This is a genomic window from Nonlabens dokdonensis DSW-6, assembly GCF_000332115.1.
Taxonomy (GTDB): Bacteria; Bacteroidota; Bacteroidia; order Flavobacteriales; family Flavobacteriaceae; genus Nonlabens; species Nonlabens dokdonensis.
Map to the genome: position 1 here is coordinate 2,784,085 of NC_020156.1, position 17,010 is coordinate 2,801,094.

Sequence of the window (17,010 nt, forward strand, 5' to 3'; positions counted from 1 at the left end):
TTCATTTAAATAAAATAACAAGTTAATTACTCAACCATCAATTTCTCCACAACTGTTCGATTACCGTCCTTTAATTGGACTAAGTACATTCCAGATGCTAGATTATGATTAATATTTGTGTCTTGTGTAAGCTTTTGCGAAAGCGTAATTCTTCCAAATGCATCATAAATTATCACATCTATAGGATTACTGATATTTTGTATCTTCAGTACATTTTTTGATGGGTTGGGACTTAAAACGATTTGAGAAAGCTCTTCACTATTTTCAGAAAGTGTGAAATTTTGCCCTACTAAATTTCCGTAGATATATTCGGCAAGATCTGGATTATCGATGAAGGGATTTCTATTTATTTGCCATCCATAAATCACGTTATTGCGATTCATTTCAAAATCATCCGGTGGATCGTTTCTATGCCACTGCAATAAAGTGGCTAGATCTCCTAATTGTCCAACGGTGGAATTAGGTGGATTACCATTTACTAAAGCTAGATTATTGAATCTATGGTCCATATAAAATAATGCTCGAGCTACATCACCATGCCAGCTACCTTGTGAACCAGCTGGTCCATTATATTCTGGAAAATCATCGTTTCCTCTAGAGCTGTTTTCAGGTCCATCTGTAGCTCTCAAATGGTGCGCATCGCTGTTACCATGGCGCAGGCTGTCTGCATTAGTTTCTGTCCATACCGACATACCATCATTAGTCTCGTCGTATTCAATAGAAAAGAAGGCTCCTCTAGATCGTGACCAGATGTGTTCTCTGTTCCATTTTCCTGTATTAGTACTTCCAGTTTGGAAATCAATTACTCTTCTTTCCTGTTCTGTATACATCAACCAGACATTATTAGAATTTAATGGAGATACATCTGCTTGTTTTAAAATATCTGTTACATCATCATAAGTATGAATACGTACAGCAAACTCTTCTGAAATGAGGTCCGTAATCGCTTGTTCTAGTTGTGGAGACGCTAGATTATCAAGCGAACTGTAGTAATTTGCAGGTGCTGTGCTTGCTACATTACCATAAGTAGGTGCTAATGGTGTCCCGTAATTTGCTACTTGAAAATCGTTATCAATAACAAAAATTTCTTCATTATCCTTTAAGCGTTTGAAACCTACAGGTAGGTTATTATCAAGATCTATTTCAAGAGTTTCGTCTCCTTCATCTATAGCGTCGTCTACGATGGTAAATGAAAGCGTGGTACTCGTTTGTCCAGCAGGAATAGTGAAAGAGCTCGCACCAGTATAATCTGCGCTATTAAAACTAAAATTATTTAATGAGAATCCTAAAATAAAATCGGCTGTAGGAGCTTGTGTTAATGAAAAAGTGATATCAAAAGTATCTGGCTCTGTTAGTTCTGTTTCACTTGCTGTAAAACTAAGACCATTATAGGTAGGAACAGTCGCATCGTTTAAAGAATGTGGAGTAGGAGCTTTAGTCTCATAAGTACCATCTGCTTTGCGTTGCACCGATTCTGTAGTTTTGTTTCCGTTTTCATTCTCGTTGTACTGCACATTGATTCCTAACAAATTCATTAAAGCCATATTATCAGCATCATCTGTGTCGTAAATAAGTGCGTCCACAAGATCCATTTGATTTGCAAATGTTCTGTCTGGCCAGTCGGTATCATCGCCTCTGTAAATAGCTACAGCGTCTGCTCCTAATTGTATATTACTTTCGGCTATGTAACGATCTGGAACTGGAGAAACTAGAGAGCTTCCTAATACAACAAGTCCATTAGCATCTGTAGTAAGTCCATCCAGATCGACAGCATAATAGGAGCGCCCCATGCCGCTATTTACACTAGAAGATCCATTAAAGAATACTAAAACAAAGCTGTTTAGTGAATAAAATGGAGTATCTGATTTTAGTTCCACAAATTGCATATCGTTAGTTCCAGGTGTATCTGCATCTAACTCGTTGATGACTACTTGTGATTCCGCTTTCGCGAAAGCGAGAACAACACAAATAGCAAACCATAATTTTTTCATATTCAGGGGTTTTTTTGCAAAAATACCAAATATTAAAGGTTTTATATGATAAGAAATGGTTAAGTGATTTTGGCAAATTGTTGTGAGGACAGTAAAGGGAAATATGTAAGTTTGAGTATGCAGAGCACACACCATACTTTTTATCAAGATTTACACTTGCATTATGGTAAGTTACATGAGCTTGTTGCTGATGAACAAGTGTTTTCTAAAGTACCAGATTCTTGGAACATTATTGTAACTGATGTTGAAAATTCTACTAAAGCGATAAGTGAAGGGAAACAACAAGTTGTAAACCTAGCCGCTACTGGAAGTATTGTAGCCTGCTTAAATATTTCTCGTGAAGCAGGAATTGAGATTCCATTTTTCTTTGGAGGTGATGGGGCCACAATTATAGTTCCTGATGAGATTCTAGAAGAATGTTTATTTGCTTTGCAACTGCATCAAGAAAGATGCTCTATTTCTTTTGAATTCTATTTACGTGTAGGACATCGCAAAGTAGGAGCGATGATAGAAAATGGCGGCAGCCTAAAAATCTTAAAATACAAACGCAACGATTTGCACATCATGCCTATCATTTTAGGTGATGCCTTGCAAATGGCAGAAGATGCTATAAAATCTAATAAGCAGGAGATTACTGCAAAAGACCTTCCTTATAACTTGAATCTTGAAGGAATGGAATGCAAATGGGATAAAATAAAGCCTCCGAGAAATGAAAACGAGATTCTAACATTGATCATTCAGGCAACGACTGTCGCTCATCAATCAAAAGTATATAGTAAAGTTCTTAAAAAGATAGATGAAATATATGGTGAAGACGTCATTAGACATCCTATTACTGCCAAAAGGTTAAAAATGGTTCATAAACTGAGCCGCCTTAAGGATGAGGTAAAAATGAAGTTTGATCAAATCACTACGACTAAGCTAGCCGCTAGCTGGTGGCGCACTGTTATGGGAAGCTGGTTTACAAAATACACCAGTTCTGGAAGAAATTACCTTAATGATTTGATTCAGCTTACTGAGACACTTCTGCTTGACGGAGCTATAAATACCGTTATTAGCGGCAAACAGAGTCAGCGTGAGCAATTGCTAGATTACCTAGACCGTCTTGAGGACAATGGCTCTATAGTTTATGGATTTTACTGCAGCACGAGTAGTATTCTTTCTTGTTTTGTTACCGCTATAGATGATTATCACATCCATTTCTTAGATGGAGATAACGGTGGTTATACACAAGCATCAAAAGTCCTTAAGCCAAAACTGCGCAGGCAGCAGTTATCTGAGTAGTTTTTTTAGTTCCACTTGTTTCTTATCCATTTATTCATAGGTATTTCAAAATACTTATGACTGATAAACGCACCTAGTATGCTTAAAAATAGAAGCAAAATAATGATAGTCAAATCGTTTGAGAATATGTTGAACCGACCGTTTCCTAGTGTAAAATATCGCAGCACTAAATGATGCACCATATAAAAACCAAAACTGATCTCGCCTAGCCAAATAGCCAATCTATAACTTAGTAGTCTCGATAAAACTCCTTGTTGAAACGCAAAAACGTAGATAATTCCTATCATAGGAATCCAATAATAGGAACTGTAAAGGTATGTTTCCATAACGCTGTTGCGAAAACTAAAAAACAATATGAATACTCCAATGGCTAGAAATTCTAACCAAGCAAAATTTACTTGTTTTTTTCTTTTTAGAGATAGTACATACAAATCATAAAGAATTATTCCCAAAATGAAATCTACTAATCTAAATATAGGATTGATATAAAATAAACCATGATGCAATTCTTTGTCGATAAAAAGCGGAAGCACTATTATCGCTACTATTAAAAGTAGCGATATGATATACTTTAGCAGCTTTTTTCTACTCAGAAACTTTAATAAAAAAGGAAAACACAAATAGAAAAATAATTCGCAAGAAATACTCCAAGATGGACCATTAAAAGAAAAGAAAAATTCTTTAATAGGTAAGTAGGCTTGGGTTAAGGAGACGTTAGAAAGTCCTAATAAAATACCCTTTCCATTTATTTCTTGTCCCCAAAACATTAGAGGGATTGCTATTATAAAAGTGGCAAAATGTAATGGGTAAACACGTGCTAAGCGTGCTAGAAAATACTTCTTATTCTCTTTTTTGTTGGTATTAATTTTATCACGATACACGTGAGTTAGGATAAAACCGCTTAAAATAAAAAAGAAACTAACACCTATATAGCCATGAATAAGAACTTGGTTATAGAGGTCTTTCAAGAATTCATTAGAACTTATTTTGAGGAAATTTAAATGTGATACAAAAACCATCAACGCAAATAAAAAGCGTAAGGACGTTAATGGTTTAAGATGGGACATTGTTTTTTTGAGCAAGATAAACAAACAAGCCGTTAAAATAAGCATGCATTTTACTTGTACTATAACGTAAAAACAGAATAGGAATTAAAAATGTAAAAATGGTAAAAAGTATTAAAAATGGTATTAATACTAGAACCCAACGATCTAAAAATACTAAACTGATTAAAGCCTGCAAAAGAAATAAAATCAAAAACATACCTACCATAACGAAGTAAATTTTATGGATTATTTTTAACGAACTTACCTTTACTATAATCTCAATACCATCAGAATTTTGATTGATAAAGCCATTAATTATCGCACTGTGTTTACCAAAGTCAAACAGTTGCGCTTTATGTTTAATTTGAAAATGTTTATCGGTAACCATTCCTTTAATATAGGTACGATGATCTGAAGAAAAGATATCTTCTAAATCCGAAAATATTCCTATCTCGCTGTATGGAGTCATCGCACCCAACTTACTTGCAAATTGAAAAGCAGTTAGTGGCAACTGCAATTTGAAATAGGAGGTGATGCCAAATTTTTGGGCATAATGATCAGTACTTTTCAAAAAAGAGGTTCTTCTTGTTTTATAGAAGATAAATCCAGAATAATCTTGAGACTATTGTTTGGTCTTGATAATTTCAAAAGAGTCTTGAAATCTTTTGATGCTTGTGTTATTGTCATTATCTGTCATACAAATAACTTGCGTAATAAACATGGAGTTATTCACTAATGTAGTATTTAAATACACAAATGCACCAGCTATCTCAATCTTCACATTTCGAGAAGCATAACCATTAAACTTAACAGATTTATCATAAACTAACTCACCATTTAAATTACTTCTTGCGCCTTCAACAGCTCCATCTAGTACACTTTTGATCTTTTCGTCAGTTGCGTTTGCAAATTGCTCTGCAGGATAATCTGATCTTATAATACTGTAAACTGCGTTATCATCTCCACTTTCAGGTGCATACATTACCATATGCATATCTAAAGTACCAACAGCCGTATCTACTTTTTCTACTGTTTTCTTAGGTGTATTGGGAAAATCTGCTCTAAACTGAAGGGTTTCATTTTTATATACTTCCCATTCTTGTGCGTTTACTTGTAGGGTTGTGAAAAGTAGAATTGCAGTAATGTAAAAAAATCTCATAATTTTAGTTTAATTGATGTAACAAATGTAACAGACTCTTAGCCGTTAATCTATAAGGCAACTGCCTTATCATTGCTAAATATACACTTAATTGTTAATTTAGGTAAAAGATGGATAAAAGACTACGTTAATAAGCATGCAATTATCTGTTAAACCAAGCTCTCAGAATCAGATACCATTCATATTGTATTATCTTACTTTTATGGAAAAAGTATTAATAGCAGGTGCAACAGGTACCACAGGAAAACAAGTAGTAAATTTATTAAATGAGTCTCAATATTTTGAACCAATTGCGATGATCCGTAAGGAAGATCAAAAAGCACAGTTTGAAGCCCAAAATGTGAAATGGATCATGGGAGATTTATCCGAAGATATTTCACATACTTGTGAGAATGTCGATAAAGTAGTATTTGCAGCTGGATCTGGAGGGAAAAAAGTAGTAGAGATTGATCAAGAAGGAGCTAAAAAGCTAATTGATGCTTCACAAAAACATAATATCAAAAAATTTGTAATGTTAAGCTCTATGGGAGCAGACCAACCTGAAGAAGCAGAAGACTTACAAGAGTATTTGGAAGCAAAACACAACGCAGACAAATATTTAAAGAATAGTAACTTAAATTATACTATTGTGCGTCCAGGATCATTAACTAATGATGAGGGAACAAATCACATTCAGTTATCCCACAAACTAAACAAGCAAGGAGAAATTTCTAGAGCAGATGTCGCTCAAACTCTAGCTAGAGTATTGCATGATGATACAGCCAATAAAGAAACTTTTGAGATTTTAAAAGGAGAAACTTTGATTAGCAAAGCAATTGATACTATGAGTAGAGCAACTGTGCATTAAGATTATTATAAATACAGTAACTTGAATTCAAATAAAAAGCCATTCCGTGAGGAATGGCTTTTACGTTTTAGCTTAGTGAAAGCAAGCTAGAATTAATAATAAGTAAACCTTCTCACCTTAGCAATGTATTTAGCTAGGCGTATAACTTGATGACTATATCCATATTCATTATCGTACCATACATATATAACTACGTTTTTACCGTCAGGCCCTACAATAGTTGCATTAGAGTCATAAATCGATGGCGCGTTAGAACCTACGATATCGCTAGACACTAATTCGTTATCTATAGAATATTTGATCTGTTCTACAAGATCACCTTCAAGGGCATATTTCTTTAAAGTAGCATTAAGAGCATCTACAGAAGTGGTGTTTTCTAACTCTAAGTTTAAAATAGCAAGAGATCCATTAGGAACAGGAACACGTATCGCATTAGATGTCAGTTTCCCTTCAAAAGATGGTAAAGCCTTGCTTACCGCTTTTCCGGCACCAGTCTCTGTAATCACCATGTTTAATGCAGCAGCTCTACCGCGACGGTACTTGCTATGCATATTATCTACAAGATTTTGATCATTTGTATATGCATGAATGGTTTCTAAATGTCCTTTTACAACACCAAAACTATCTTCAATAGCCTTAAGCACAGGAGTAATCGCATTAGTCGTACAACTTGCAGCAGAAAATATATCTACTTTATCAGGATCATTTTCTAAATGATTAACACCATGTACTATATTAGGAACTCCTTTTCCTGGTGCCGTAAGTAATACTTTATGAGCACCTTTTGCTTTTAAGTGACGCGCAAGAGCAACATCATCTCTAAAGGCTCCAGTGTTATCTATAATCAGCGCATTATTTATTCCGTACGCGGTGTAATCTATATCTTCAGGAGCATTGGCACTGATCATTTTTACAGTTGTTCCATTAACAATTAACGCTTCTTGTTCAAGGTCATAACTTACCGTACCTGAAAAATCTCCATGAACACTATCTTGTGCAAGAAGAGACGCTCTTTTTTCTAAAACAGCTTCAGTAATTGCTCCACGAGTAACTACAGCACGCAATCTTAATTGACTTCCTTTACCAGCTTTGGTCATTAACTCTCGAGCGAGCAGTCTACCTATTCTTCCAAAACCGTAAAGAACCACATCTTTAGGTACTATTTGCTCTGATTTTTGCGCGTCGCCTAGTTTTTTCATCACAAAACTCATCGCATCTTGCATTTCATTCTCCTCAAGATGGTATTCATAAGTAAGTTTACCGATATCTAGTTTTGCAGGCGGCAAGTCTAGTGATAACAAAGCCTGCGCGATCTCCACACTATCAAAAACCGAAATAGGCTTCTGTACAAATTTTCCTGCGTACTCGTGTAAATTGATAATTTCACTTACGTTTCTATTGATTAATTGATTTCTAAAAAGAACCAATTCAATAGAACGATCATACCATAAATCGCTTACGGCTTTGATAAATGCAACAGCAGCACGTCGCCTGTCCGTTTGGAAAGCGAGCTCTTTTTCATAAGTATCTATTTGGTTACTCATAAATGTGGGTTTAATTGTGTTTAATTTTTTGCAAAAGTAAGAATACTATAACGTTATAGTAGAACTATTTATCAATTTTTTATTATTTCCTTTTAGCTAGAAAAACGATGGTTGTAATTCCGCTTTCGCGAAAGCGGAACTAAAGCAATTTCCTAAAACCATTTCAAAGATGTTCACGTCATAAATTTTATCGAGAACTGTATTTTTAACAATCTCTATATTGTTTACATAAGAACCTTATGTATATTTACACCTAAGAATCTTAGGTATGTCAAATAACCAGTTATATAGAGGTAGTCTCACCACAATCATCATGCGGCTTCTGGAGAAAGAAGGCAAAATGTATGGGTATGAAATTACTCAGAAAGTCAAAGAAATCACCGAAGGCAAAATAGATATTAAGGAAGGAGCTTTATATCCTTCACTACACAAATTGCAAGCAGCTGGTCACTTAAAGGTAGATGCCAAAAAAGTAGATAACCGCATAAGAAAGTATTATTCTCTGACGCCGCAAGGTCAAAAAGAAACAATACATATGCTGGCAGAATTAAAAGAATACATCGAGAACATGCAGGCAATTATGAATCCTAAAATAGCTTATTAGTAATGAAATTGACCATCGAACAGATTAAAAACACTTATGCCTTTACTTATAAAAATGGAGTCAGGTCGTATGAATTACAAACTGAGTTAGTAGATCATCTAGCTAATGGGATAGAGGAGCAATGGAATAAGCAACCTTCTCTTAAATTTGATGTAGCTCTGGAAGAGGAGTTCAATAAGTTTGGACCAACAGGATTTGAAATGGTAATAAAAGAACATTTTAAAGCGGTACAAAAGAGAATGATCAAATCGTTCTTAAGATATTTTGTTGAGTATTTTACAACATCTAAATTTTTGATTGTTTTGCTTTCTAGTATTATGGTATACTTAATTTGTAACTCAGATTATTCAATTATAAAATACTATTTTACTACGAGCATATTTGCAGTATGTGCGCTTATTTACCCTGTTTTTTGTGTTTTGTTACATGAAACTAAGGTACGGTCACAACTATTTAATGAAAAGCGATGGTCTTTAAAGAAAATGGTGTTGCAAACTTTTTCCGGTCTACTTTTGATTGCTTTATTACCGAACGCTTTTTACTCTTGGGTTTTTTATAGCACCAAAGGTTTTTCAGCCTTAAACAATGGCTTAACTGGACTTTTCAGTTTCATCTTTGTATTAATTTGCCTTTGCACTTATATTTTCCTAGTAAAATTACCTCAAGAATTTGATGACAACCTAAAAGTTGCCTTGTCATGACAAATCCATATTATATAATTTTTTAAGTCAACTTATTTGTTTTTATATGAAGATTAATAATATCCAAATCGAGAAATTATATGAATTTACCAGAAAACACTATGTGGAATGGTATGATTTACAATCTGAACTGGTAGATCATCTAGCCAATGGTATTGAAGAACAATGGAAAGAATATCCATCTAGAAGTTTTGAAGACGCACTTCAAGTAGAATTTAAAAAGTTTGGCGTTTTTGGATTTATGGAGGTAGTAGAAGAAAGGCAAAAATCTCTAGGTAAAAAATATACTAGAATTATATGGAGTCATATTGTAGGTTTCTTCAAATTACCTAAAATTCTATTGCTGGGATTATTCACAGCACTTACTTATTACCTTCTAAGTAATACAGATTTGAGTAATGAATATTATTCTATGGGAATGGTTGTAATGTTTGTTTCCTACTTTGTATTTCTAAGTGTAAAAAATTATAGAAACCGAAAAGCAAAACAGAAATCTGGTGAGAAAAAATGGTTGTTTGAAGAAATCATATCTCAACATGGTTCTGGTTTTGGAATAGGTTTTCTACCTATTTACTTATTTAATATTTTAATTCCGAATAGAACTAACTTTACGGAGTTACATCCTTATATCTTGGTTACGATAAGCTTTCTCTTTGTTCTATTGTGCATCATGATCTATGTTATGCTTGTAGAAATACCTAAAAAAGCCCAGGAATATATAGAAGATACGTATCCTGAATACCAACTAGTGGATTAATTGCATTAAAAATCCTCAAATTTCTAATTGAAATTTGAGGATTTTAGTACTATCAATGAAAAAGAATTAATTTCACCGTTAGGAAATTATTTTATCTTCTTTATAATTCTATTCCTTTAGCATCCTAAAGTGAGCTTATCATCCATAAAAAGAAACACACTAACTCAAAGACTCAAAAACTTACTAATTAATCAACCGTATATCTAAAACGCTCTATCTCGCCATTACTATTCATCATTTGAATCAGTAAGGTTTCATTAGGATCTACATTTCTTAATATGGATTGTACATCATCGATATCACTTACCGTATTATCATTGATTTTCGTAATGATGTAGTCTGTCATGTCATATCTCGCAAGTTCACCTATGGTGCGTACGATTTTTACACCTTGTTTTACACCGTAAGTCTTGAGGTCTTTTTTAGTCAGGTTGCGCAAGTCCATGTCTATCGTAGGAATAGAAACAGTATTGTTCTTAGTAAGCTCAATAGTTACGTCTTTAATGGTACCATCGCTTAATACTGTTGCAACTACTTTATCTCCAGGGTTTTTACTAGTAACGTAACCAGTAAGATCTGCAAATTTTTTGATTTTTATATTATCAATCATGGTAATGACGTCACCTTCTTTTAGTCCTGCATTTGCAGCACCGCTGTCTTCTACCACTTCAGCAACTACGATTCCTTCACTTTCATCTATTCCTAATTCATCAGCGATATTACCGTTTAAGTTGCCACCTTTAATTCCTAGCATTCCTTTTTGAACGTAGCCATACTCCATAATATCGTTAATGATCTTACGAGCATTATTAGATGGAACTGCAAAAGAGTAACCTACGTAAGAACCAGTTTTTGATGCTATAGCAGTATTAATTCCCACTAATTCTCCATTTGTATTTACCAGTGCACCACCAGAATTACCAGGATTAACTGCCGCATCAGTTTGTATAAAACTTTGAGCAACCGCATCTCGTGTATCAAGATCACGACCTTTTGCACTCACAATTCCTGCAGTCACGGTACTTGTTAAATTAAAAGGATTTCCTACTGCAAGAACCCATTCGCCTATTTTTGTCTGGTCAGAATCTCCAAAAACGATATATGGCAAAGACTCGTCTGCTTCAATTTTTAATAAAGCTATATCGCTGTTAGGTTCTGTTCCTATAAGTTCGGCTTTATAGGTTTTATTATTATTTAAAGTAACTTCTAGTTCTCGGGCATTTTCAATAACATGATTATTTGTCACGATGTACCCATCTTCTGTAATGATTACTCCGCTACCGCTTCCTATCGCTTCTCTGTAAGGAACGCGACCTCTACTTAGGTCAAAGAACGATGGACGTACGCGAGTAACTGTTTTGTTCTTTACGTGAACTACGGCGTGTACAGTTTTTTCAGCCGCTTGAGTAAAATCTACGCCACCTATGGTTGTAGCCTCGGTATAATTAACCGATTGTACAGGAGCTATGTCTTCTTGTAATGATGTATTTTGATATGTGAGTTGCTGAGGTTCTTCCTCAATGAAGAGTTTATAAGATCCTAAAACAACTGCGCCACCTAGGATGGCAATTCCTAATGTTTTGATAAATGATTTCATGTGCATTTTGTTTTTATTTCTTAATAACATAAAAATAATGCCATAATTATATTTTAAAAACAGCTTTAACGCTGTTTAACACTTAGAGAATCCGATGACTTGCTGTATTTTTGTGTTAATGAAAACAATTCCATTCTATAAGTATCAAGGTACCGGTAATGATTTTATAATCATAGACAATAGACAGCACATTTTTGATAAGAACAGTACTCATAAAATTGAAAAGCTATGCGATCGTAAATTCGGAATAGGTGCTGACGGTTTGATGTTACTAGAAAACCACGATCAACTTGACTTTACGATGGTCTATTATAATGCAGATGGAAACGAAAGTACCATGTGTGGTAATGGTGGTCGTTGTCTAGTTCATTTTGCTCAACATTTAGGAATTGTTCAGGATAAAGCTTCCTTTGAAGCGATAGATGGAATACATCATGCACATTTATATGCAAATGGAGAAGTAAGCTTGCAAATGAGTAATGTAAGTTCGCTTCAGGTATTTGACGGGCATGTATTTACAAATACTGGTTCGCCTCACCATGTACAACTCACCGATAATGTAGAACATACAGATGTGGTTTCTCAAGGGAGACACTTGCGCAACACTCTTTACGGTAAGGAAGGAGCAAACATCAATTTTGTAGAACCTCAAGGAGGCAATTTATTTAAAGTGCGCACTTATGAGCGAGGTGTAGAAGATGAGACACTAAGCTGTGGAACTGGCGTTACTGCAGTTGCACTAGCTATGCATCATACACAACAAACTGATGATCACCAAGTACAATTAAGAACTCCAGGAGGTGATCTTAAAGTAAAATACCAGCCTACACCAGGCGGTTACAAAGACATCTGGCTTACTGGTGCTGCTACTCAAGTTTTTAAAGGAGAAGTATTGATATGATGTTGACTAATGAAATATGTCACCTTAGAGCGGTAGATCCAGAAGATTTAGAATATATCTATGAGCTGGAGAATAATCCAGAATTATGGGAGTTTGGGCATACGATTACACCTTATTCTAAATTTACCATTCGCGAGTATTTAGAAAACGCCCACCGTGATATATATGAAGTAAAACAATTACGACTCGCGATTTGTAATCTTAAAAAAGAGATCAAAGGAGTGGTAGATCTTTACGATTTTGACCCATTCCATAAGCGTGCAGGAGTAGGAATCGTGATCTCTCAAGAGTCTGATAGAGCTCGTGGCCTCGCCACTGCTGCACTAGAATTAATTATAGAATACTCCTTTAAGCATTTGCGATTACACCAGCTTTATGCCAGTATAAGTGAAGATAATACCTCTAGTCGCCGTTTGTTTGAGAAGTTACGCTTTCGCGAAAGCGGAATAAAAAAGGACTGGATTGCTACAGAAACAACTTATAAAAACGAACACCTTTACCAATTGATTAATGAAAAGTAATTACAAAAAAGTCATCTTAGGAATCGTATTATTGGGACTGGTCATTATGGGTGTTTTTGCTTATAATGTTTGGGCCGTTCTTTTTGCTCCTAATACTAATTTTGAAACTGACACGTATGAAGTTTTCATACCATCTGATGCAGATTATAACGAAGCATTTTTAATAATTGCTGATGCGGTAGAAAATAGAGATGATTTGCATACCACAGCGGTAAAGAAAAAGTATCATGAGAATGTGAAGTCTGGTAGGTTTCTAATAAAAAAAGGTTCTAGTAACAACGATATTATTAATACAGTGCGTAGTCAAAATATGCCTATAAAAGTCACCTTCAATAATCAAGAACGACTAGAAAATCTAGCAGGAAGAATTGCAGATCAAATTGAGCCAGATAGCCTCGCTTTATTGAACGCCATGAGAGATCCTGAGTTCTTAAATAAAAATGGCCTTGATGCTAATACTGCATTGAGTATTTATTTACCTAATTCATATGAAACCTATTGGAATACTACCGCAGCAGGTTTTCGTGATAAAATGCTGGCTTATCATCAACAATTCTGGAATAAAGAACGACGAGCAAAGGCAGCCAAACAAGATCTTACACCTACAGAAGTTTATACGCTTGCTTCCATAGTTCAAAAAGAGACGGCAAAAGTGGATGAAATGCCTCGCGTTGCTGGTGTCTATTTAAACAGGCTTTCTAGAGGTATTAAACTCGATGCAGATCCTACTGTTATTTATGCAAAGAAAAAATCAGAGAACGATTTTGACCAGCAGATAAAGCAAGTTTTGTACAAACATTTAGAAATAGATAATCCATATAATACCTATAAATATTCAAGCTTACCTCCAGGACCTATAGTCACTCCAGATCTTACTGCCGTTAATGCTGTTTTAAATCCTGAGAAACACAATTATCTTTATTTTGTTGCAGACGTGGAGAACTTCGGTTACCACAAGTTTGCCAAAACACTCGCACAGCACAATCGTAATGCGGCTGCCTATAGAAGATGGATTGCTAAGAATAATAGATAGTTCTTATATTTTAAGTAACAGAATCATAATAATCTAGATATTAAACCTATAGAAAGGTATGTGTCTGTTATTTTTTGTTAAAAATTAGCCGTAAACTATAAGGTATCGTTTTTGTTGTAATTCACTTTAGTTAATTTTTTCACTCAAAACATCGATGAACGACATCTTTTTTGAATTTCAAATTTAAAATCCTCGATTTAAGGTCGTTTTTATCTGTAATGAGCTATTAAGGTGTTCTTTAACAGTAGATTGTATTTTATAAGGAATAGTGTCGTAAATTTGCGCCGCTTTAAAGAAAAGAGTGACAGTAGCTTTTCGAAAACAAACCATATGAAGTCACAATTTGTGAGTTTTATTGCTTATCCAGCTTTATTGTTGATGAGCTACTCGGTATTCAACTCGACCAGTTCCAATACCGATTCTAGTACTTTAGATGTAAATACGGATTATGTTATATCTAATACCACTAGAGTTAAAGGACCTACTAAAGCTCCTTTATTAGAAGAACCTAGTTTGAGAGATCTTTCTCTGGCTACTTCTGGTGAAGATAGTTTTATTTCTTTCAAGGAAGCACTTGCTTTCAAGGAATCTAGAGGTCAGTACTGGCGTGTGAATACGTTAGGCTATATGGGTAAATATCAATTTGGTGCCACAACTTTGGCTCATTTTGGAGTTACTGATACAGAAGAATTCCTCAACTCTGTAAACTTGCAAGAACGTGTTTTTCTCAAATACTTGCGCTACAACCACAAGTCATTAAAACCTTATATTGAGAAATATGAAGGAAAAACAATTGCAGGCGTAGAAGTTACTGAAAGTGGAATTTTGGCGGCTGCTCACCTTTCTGGTCCTGGAGGCGTTAGAAAATTTTTAAAGTCTAATGGAAATCAAAGTAGTAAAGATGCTTATGGTAGCTCAGTAAGATCATACATGAAGAAATTCGGAGGATATGATTTAAGTGAAGTACTTTAGAGATTATCTTTCTAGACTAAATAAGAAAAGGGATGAAATTAAATTTCATCCCTTTTTGTTTTTATCATCAGATAGTTCTTTCAGACTGTAATCGGAGAATACGTTTTAAAAAACTGTTAAACTGCAATTGTGACCTTAATCTCTGGCACCAAAAATTGCACTTCCTATCCGTACCATCGTACTTCCTTCTTCTAGGGCTACCTCGTAATCACCAGTCATTCCCATAGAAAGTTCGGTGAAATTATGTCTCGAATCTAGCAATTCATCGTTTTTGATTTTCTCAAAAGTAGCAGCTAGCGATTGAAATTCTTCTCTCACTTGATCATGGTTATCAGTAAAAGTAGCCATTCCCATCAGTCCTTTAATCTGGACGTTTTTATAATCTTTAAACGCCTGATCGTTTAATAATGCAATTAACTCTTCCTCGTCAAAACCAAATTTTGAATCTTCTCTCGCGATGTGAATTTGCAATAAACAATCTATAACACGATCGTTCTTCTTTGCTTGCTTATTAATTTCTTTAAGTAATCTTGGAGAATCAATACTATGAATCAAATGCACATAAGGCGCCATGTATTTGACCTTATTACGTTGTGTGTGACCTATCATGTGCCAGTGAATATCTTTAGGAAGATGTTCCCATTTCTCGGTCATTTCTTGAATTTTATTCTCTCCAAAATGGCGCTGACCAGCCGCATAAGCCTCTTCTAGATCGCTTATGGGTTTCGTTTTGCTTACTGCTACTAGAGTAGCTTGAGGTTGCACGCTTTCGCGAAAGCGTAACAAAGATTCTTTAATTGTGCTCATTTCTAAAATTCATAAATTATTAAACCACTAGGTAGTTTGGGGCGTATAAAAGTACTTTTGGGAGGCATTCTCAAGTCAGCATCAGCAATGGATTTCATTTGTTCTACCGTTGCAGGAAACAAACCGAAGCCCACGGCAAACTCTTTGCTATCTACACGCTCCTTAATATGCATGATATCGTGCTTGCCATAACTGTATTTAATTCGTTGATCGGTGCGTAAATCTTGAATTCCCAATATAGGTTTGAGGATCAAATCGTATAGCATTTGTGTGTCTAAATCTTGTAGTGGATTTGATATCTCATACAACCCTTTACGCAAGTACAAGCTGTAAAATTCACCATCTAAATACATGCTAAAATGGTGTTTCTTAGAAGGTTTGTATAATTCTATACCTCGATTTTGGATTCTAAAGTTTTGATCCAGTTGGATTAAAAACTCTTCTTTAGTCAATCCGTTAAGGTCTTTTATTTGTCTATTGAACTCATAAATATTGAGTTGGTTTTCTGCAATAAGAAGGCTCATAAAGTAATGATAGCTTTCTTGATCAGGATCCATTTCTTGAGATAATAAGGAAGAGCTAGCGCTGCGATGGTGACCATCTGCAATATAAAGCTCTGGTATTTCTTGAAACTGTTTTTCTAAACTCTCGATCATTTGAGGATCTGTAATCGCCCAAATCTTATGAGAATTGAAATCTGTTGTGGAGAAAAAGGTGTCTGGTTGACGCTTTTTTACTTGATCGATCATCTGGTTGATATCTGGTCGATCTTTGTAGGTAAGTAAAACAGGCTCTGCATTAAAACCAGCCGACTTTAAATAATCTTTAAAAAGAACCTCTTTAAAACTAAGAGTGTCTTCGTGTTTTTTAATCTTGTTATCTTGATAATCTTTAGTACTGGTACCAGCAATAATCCCAGTATAGCTGTGATGTGGATCTATATTTTCATACAAGTAAAAAGCTGGTTGCTCGTCTTGAATTAGATAGCCTTCTTCCTTAAATTCTAAATACCTATTGCGTACTAAACTGAAGCGTTCAATTCCAGAAATTTCTTGATTAAACTTGTAACCAGGATTAAGTATTTGCAAGAAACTATAGGGATTGTATTTGAGTTGCGCCTTCAATTCTTTTTTACCATAATCTTGGTAGGTGCGCGAGATGAGGTGCGCCGCTTTATCTGCTGCTGCTCGTACTCCTTTAAATGGTTTTATTTTAGGCATTTATTGATGTAGCTATTTTAGGAAAA

Annotated in this window: 17 protein-coding genes; 9 read left to right on the forward strand and 8 right to left on the reverse strand. The window is 34.9% G+C overall.

The window, feature by feature from the left end:
• Window positions 1-26 precede the first annotated feature (26 nt).
• Window positions 27-1,991 (reverse strand): endonuclease, encoded by a 1,965-nt coding sequence (locus tag DDD_RS12170; RefSeq protein WP_015363193.1) that lies wholly within the window; start codon window positions 1,989-1,991, stop codon window positions 27-29.
• 117 nt (window positions 1,992-2,108) lie between these two features.
• Here DDD_RS12170 and DDD_RS12175 point away from each other — a divergent pair, with 117 nt between their 5' ends.
• Window positions 2,109-3,275 carry a DUF3095 family protein gene (locus DDD_RS12175; protein WP_041567137.1) on the forward strand — a complete coding sequence of 389 codons (1,167 nt, stop codon included), beginning with the start codon at window positions 2,109-2,111 and terminating at the stop codon, window positions 3,273-3,275.
• Between the two features lie 5 nt (window positions 3,276-3,280).
• On the opposite strand, the gene DDD_RS12180 is transcribed toward DDD_RS12175, so the two are convergent.
• From DDD_RS12180 to DDD_RS12190, 3 genes are read right to left on the reverse strand one after another with little or no spacing between them, the layout of a single operon-like run.
• The gene (locus DDD_RS12180) at window positions 3,281-4,342 is read right to left on the reverse strand and encodes an acyltransferase family protein (RefSeq protein WP_015363195.1); all 1,062 of its coding nucleotides are present in this window, start codon (window positions 4,340-4,342) and stop codon (window positions 3,281-3,283) included.
• Entirely contained in the window at window positions 4,329-4,892 is a 564-nt protein-coding gene (locus DDD_RS12185) for a hypothetical protein (RefSeq protein WP_041567138.1), read from the reverse strand. The genes DDD_RS12180 and DDD_RS12185 overlap by 14 nt, the downstream gene beginning before the upstream one ends.
• 51 nt (window positions 4,893-4,943) lie before the next feature.
• Window positions 4,944-5,480 carry a hypothetical protein gene (locus DDD_RS12190; protein WP_015363197.1) on the reverse strand — a complete coding sequence of 179 codons (537 nt, stop codon included), beginning with the start codon at window positions 5,478-5,480 and terminating at the stop codon, window positions 4,944-4,946.
• A 202-nt stretch (window positions 5,481-5,682) separates the two neighbouring features.
• Here DDD_RS12190 and DDD_RS12195 point away from each other — a divergent pair, with 202 nt between their 5' ends.
• Window positions 5,683-6,327: an SDR family oxidoreductase gene (locus tag DDD_RS12195; protein ID WP_015363198.1), complete on the forward strand. Its 645-nt coding sequence runs from the start codon at window positions 5,683-5,685 to the stop codon at window positions 6,325-6,327.
• Between the two features lie 92 nt (window positions 6,328-6,419).
• Here DDD_RS12195 and DDD_RS12200 read toward each other — a convergent pair whose 3' ends face one another.
• The gene (locus DDD_RS12200) at window positions 6,420-7,871 is read right to left on the reverse strand and encodes a glyceraldehyde-3-phosphate dehydrogenase (protein ID WP_015363199.1); all 1,452 of its coding nucleotides are present in this window, start codon (window positions 7,869-7,871) and stop codon (window positions 6,420-6,422) included.
• A gap of 268 nt (window positions 7,872-8,139) precedes the next feature.
• Here DDD_RS12200 and DDD_RS12205 point away from each other — a divergent pair, with 268 nt between their 5' ends.
• From DDD_RS12205 to DDD_RS12215, 3 genes are read left to right on the forward strand one after another with little or no spacing between them, the layout of a single operon-like run.
• Window positions 8,140-8,475, forward strand: a complete 336-nt coding sequence (locus DDD_RS12205; protein WP_041567139.1) for a PadR family transcriptional regulator — start codon at window positions 8,140-8,142, stop codon at window positions 8,473-8,475.
• Between the two features lie 2 nt (window positions 8,476-8,477).
• Window positions 8,478-9,176, forward strand: coding sequence for a hypothetical protein (locus DDD_RS17310; protein ID WP_015363201.1), 699 nt, complete (start codon window positions 8,478-8,480; stop codon window positions 9,174-9,176).
• A gap of 46 nt (window positions 9,177-9,222) precedes the next feature.
• A complete protein-coding gene (locus tag DDD_RS12215; protein ID WP_041567140.1) occupies window positions 9,223-9,933 on the forward strand; it encodes a hypothetical protein in 711 nt (236 codons plus the stop codon).
• Between the two features lie 187 nt (window positions 9,934-10,120).
• On the opposite strand, the gene DDD_RS12220 is transcribed toward DDD_RS12215, so the two are convergent.
• The gene (locus DDD_RS12220; protein WP_015363203.1) at window positions 10,121-11,530 is read right to left on the reverse strand and encodes a trypsin-like peptidase domain-containing protein; all 1,410 of its coding nucleotides are present in this window, start codon (window positions 11,528-11,530) and stop codon (window positions 10,121-10,123) included.
• A 118-nt stretch (window positions 11,531-11,648) separates the two neighbouring features.
• Here DDD_RS12220 and dapF point away from each other — a divergent pair, with 118 nt between their 5' ends.
• From dapF to DDD_RS12240, 4 genes are all read left to right on the forward strand, one after another.
• Window positions 11,649-12,431 (forward strand): diaminopimelate epimerase, encoded by a 783-nt coding sequence (dapF, locus tag DDD_RS12225; protein ID WP_015363204.1) that lies wholly within the window; start codon window positions 11,649-11,651, stop codon window positions 12,429-12,431.
• The gene (locus DDD_RS12230) at window positions 12,431-12,952 is read left to right on the forward strand and encodes a GNAT family N-acetyltransferase (RefSeq protein ID WP_015363205.1); all 522 of its coding nucleotides are present in this window, start codon (window positions 12,431-12,433) and stop codon (window positions 12,950-12,952) included. The genes dapF and DDD_RS12230 overlap by 1 nt, the downstream gene beginning before the upstream one ends.
• Entirely contained in the window at window positions 12,942-13,985 is a 1,044-nt protein-coding gene (gene mltG / locus DDD_RS12235; RefSeq protein ID WP_015363206.1) for an endolytic transglycosylase MltG, read from the forward strand. The genes DDD_RS12230 and mltG overlap by 11 nt, the downstream gene beginning before the upstream one ends.
• Window positions 13,986-14,315: 330 nt before the next feature.
• On the forward strand, window positions 14,316-14,957 hold the full coding sequence (locus DDD_RS12240) for a hypothetical protein (RefSeq protein ID WP_015363207.1): 642 nt from the start codon (window positions 14,316-14,318) through the stop codon (window positions 14,955-14,957).
• 135 nt (window positions 14,958-15,092) lie between these two features.
• Here DDD_RS12240 and DDD_RS12245 read toward each other — a convergent pair whose 3' ends face one another.
• Both DDD_RS12245 and DDD_RS12250 read right to left on the reverse strand, forming a co-directional pair.
• On the reverse strand, window positions 15,093-15,764 hold the full coding sequence (locus DDD_RS12245; RefSeq protein WP_015363208.1) for a YggS family pyridoxal phosphate-dependent enzyme: 672 nt from the start codon (window positions 15,762-15,764) through the stop codon (window positions 15,093-15,095).
• 2 nt (window positions 15,765-15,766) lie between these two features.
• Window positions 15,767-16,984 carry a DUF1015 domain-containing protein gene (locus DDD_RS12250; protein WP_015363209.1) on the reverse strand — a complete coding sequence of 406 codons (1,218 nt, stop codon included), beginning with the start codon at window positions 16,982-16,984 and terminating at the stop codon, window positions 15,767-15,769.
• Window positions 16,985-17,010: the final 26 nt, after the last annotated feature.

Bases quoted from the DNA above. Each gene is read 5' to 3' on its own strand.
- DDD_RS12170 (WP_015363193.1), bottom strand. From the start codon at position 1,991: ATGAAAAAATTATGGTTTGCTATTTGTGTTGTTCTCGCTTTCGCGAAA.
- DDD_RS12175 (WP_041567137.1), top strand. From the start codon at position 2,109: ATGCAGAGCACACACCATACTTTTTATCAAGATTTACACTTGCATTAT.
- DDD_RS12180 (WP_015363195.1), bottom strand. From the start codon at position 4,342: ATGTCCCATCTTAAACCATTAACGTCCTTACGCTTTTTATTTGCGTTG.
- DDD_RS12190 (WP_015363197.1), bottom strand. From the start codon at position 5,480: ATGAGATTTTTTTACATTACTGCAATTCTACTTTTCACAACCCTACAA.
- DDD_RS12195 (WP_015363198.1), top strand. From the start codon at position 5,683: ATGGAAAAAGTATTAATAGCAGGTGCAACAGGTACCACAGGAAAACAA.
- DDD_RS12200 (WP_015363199.1), bottom strand. From the start codon at position 7,871: ATGAGTAACCAAATAGATACTTATGAAAAAGAGCTCGCTTTCCAAACG.
- DDD_RS12205 (WP_041567139.1), top strand. From the start codon at position 8,140: ATGTCAAATAACCAGTTATATAGAGGTAGTCTCACCACAATCATCATG.
- DDD_RS17310 (WP_015363201.1), top strand. From the start codon at position 8,478: ATGAAATTGACCATCGAACAGATTAAAAACACTTATGCCTTTACTTAT.
- DDD_RS12215 (WP_041567140.1), top strand. From the start codon at position 9,223: ATGAAGATTAATAATATCCAAATCGAGAAATTATATGAATTTACCAGA.
- DDD_RS12220 (WP_015363203.1), bottom strand. From the start codon at position 11,530: ATGAAATCATTTATCAAAACATTAGGAATTGCCATCCTAGGTGGCGCA.
- dapF (WP_015363204.1), top strand. From the start codon at position 11,649: ATGAAAACAATTCCATTCTATAAGTATCAAGGTACCGGTAATGATTTT.
- DDD_RS12230 (WP_015363205.1), top strand. From the start codon at position 12,431: ATGTTGACTAATGAAATATGTCACCTTAGAGCGGTAGATCCAGAAGAT.
- mltG (WP_015363206.1), top strand. From the start codon at position 12,942: ATGAAAAGTAATTACAAAAAAGTCATCTTAGGAATCGTATTATTGGGA.
- DDD_RS12240 (WP_015363207.1), top strand. From the start codon at position 14,316: ATGAAGTCACAATTTGTGAGTTTTATTGCTTATCCAGCTTTATTGTTG.
- DDD_RS12245 (WP_015363208.1), bottom strand. From the start codon at position 15,764: ATGAGCACAATTAAAGAATCTTTGTTACGCTTTCGCGAAAGCGTGCAA.
- DDD_RS12250 (WP_015363209.1), bottom strand. From the start codon at position 16,984: ATGCCTAAAATAAAACCATTTAAAGGAGTACGAGCAGCAGCAGATAAA.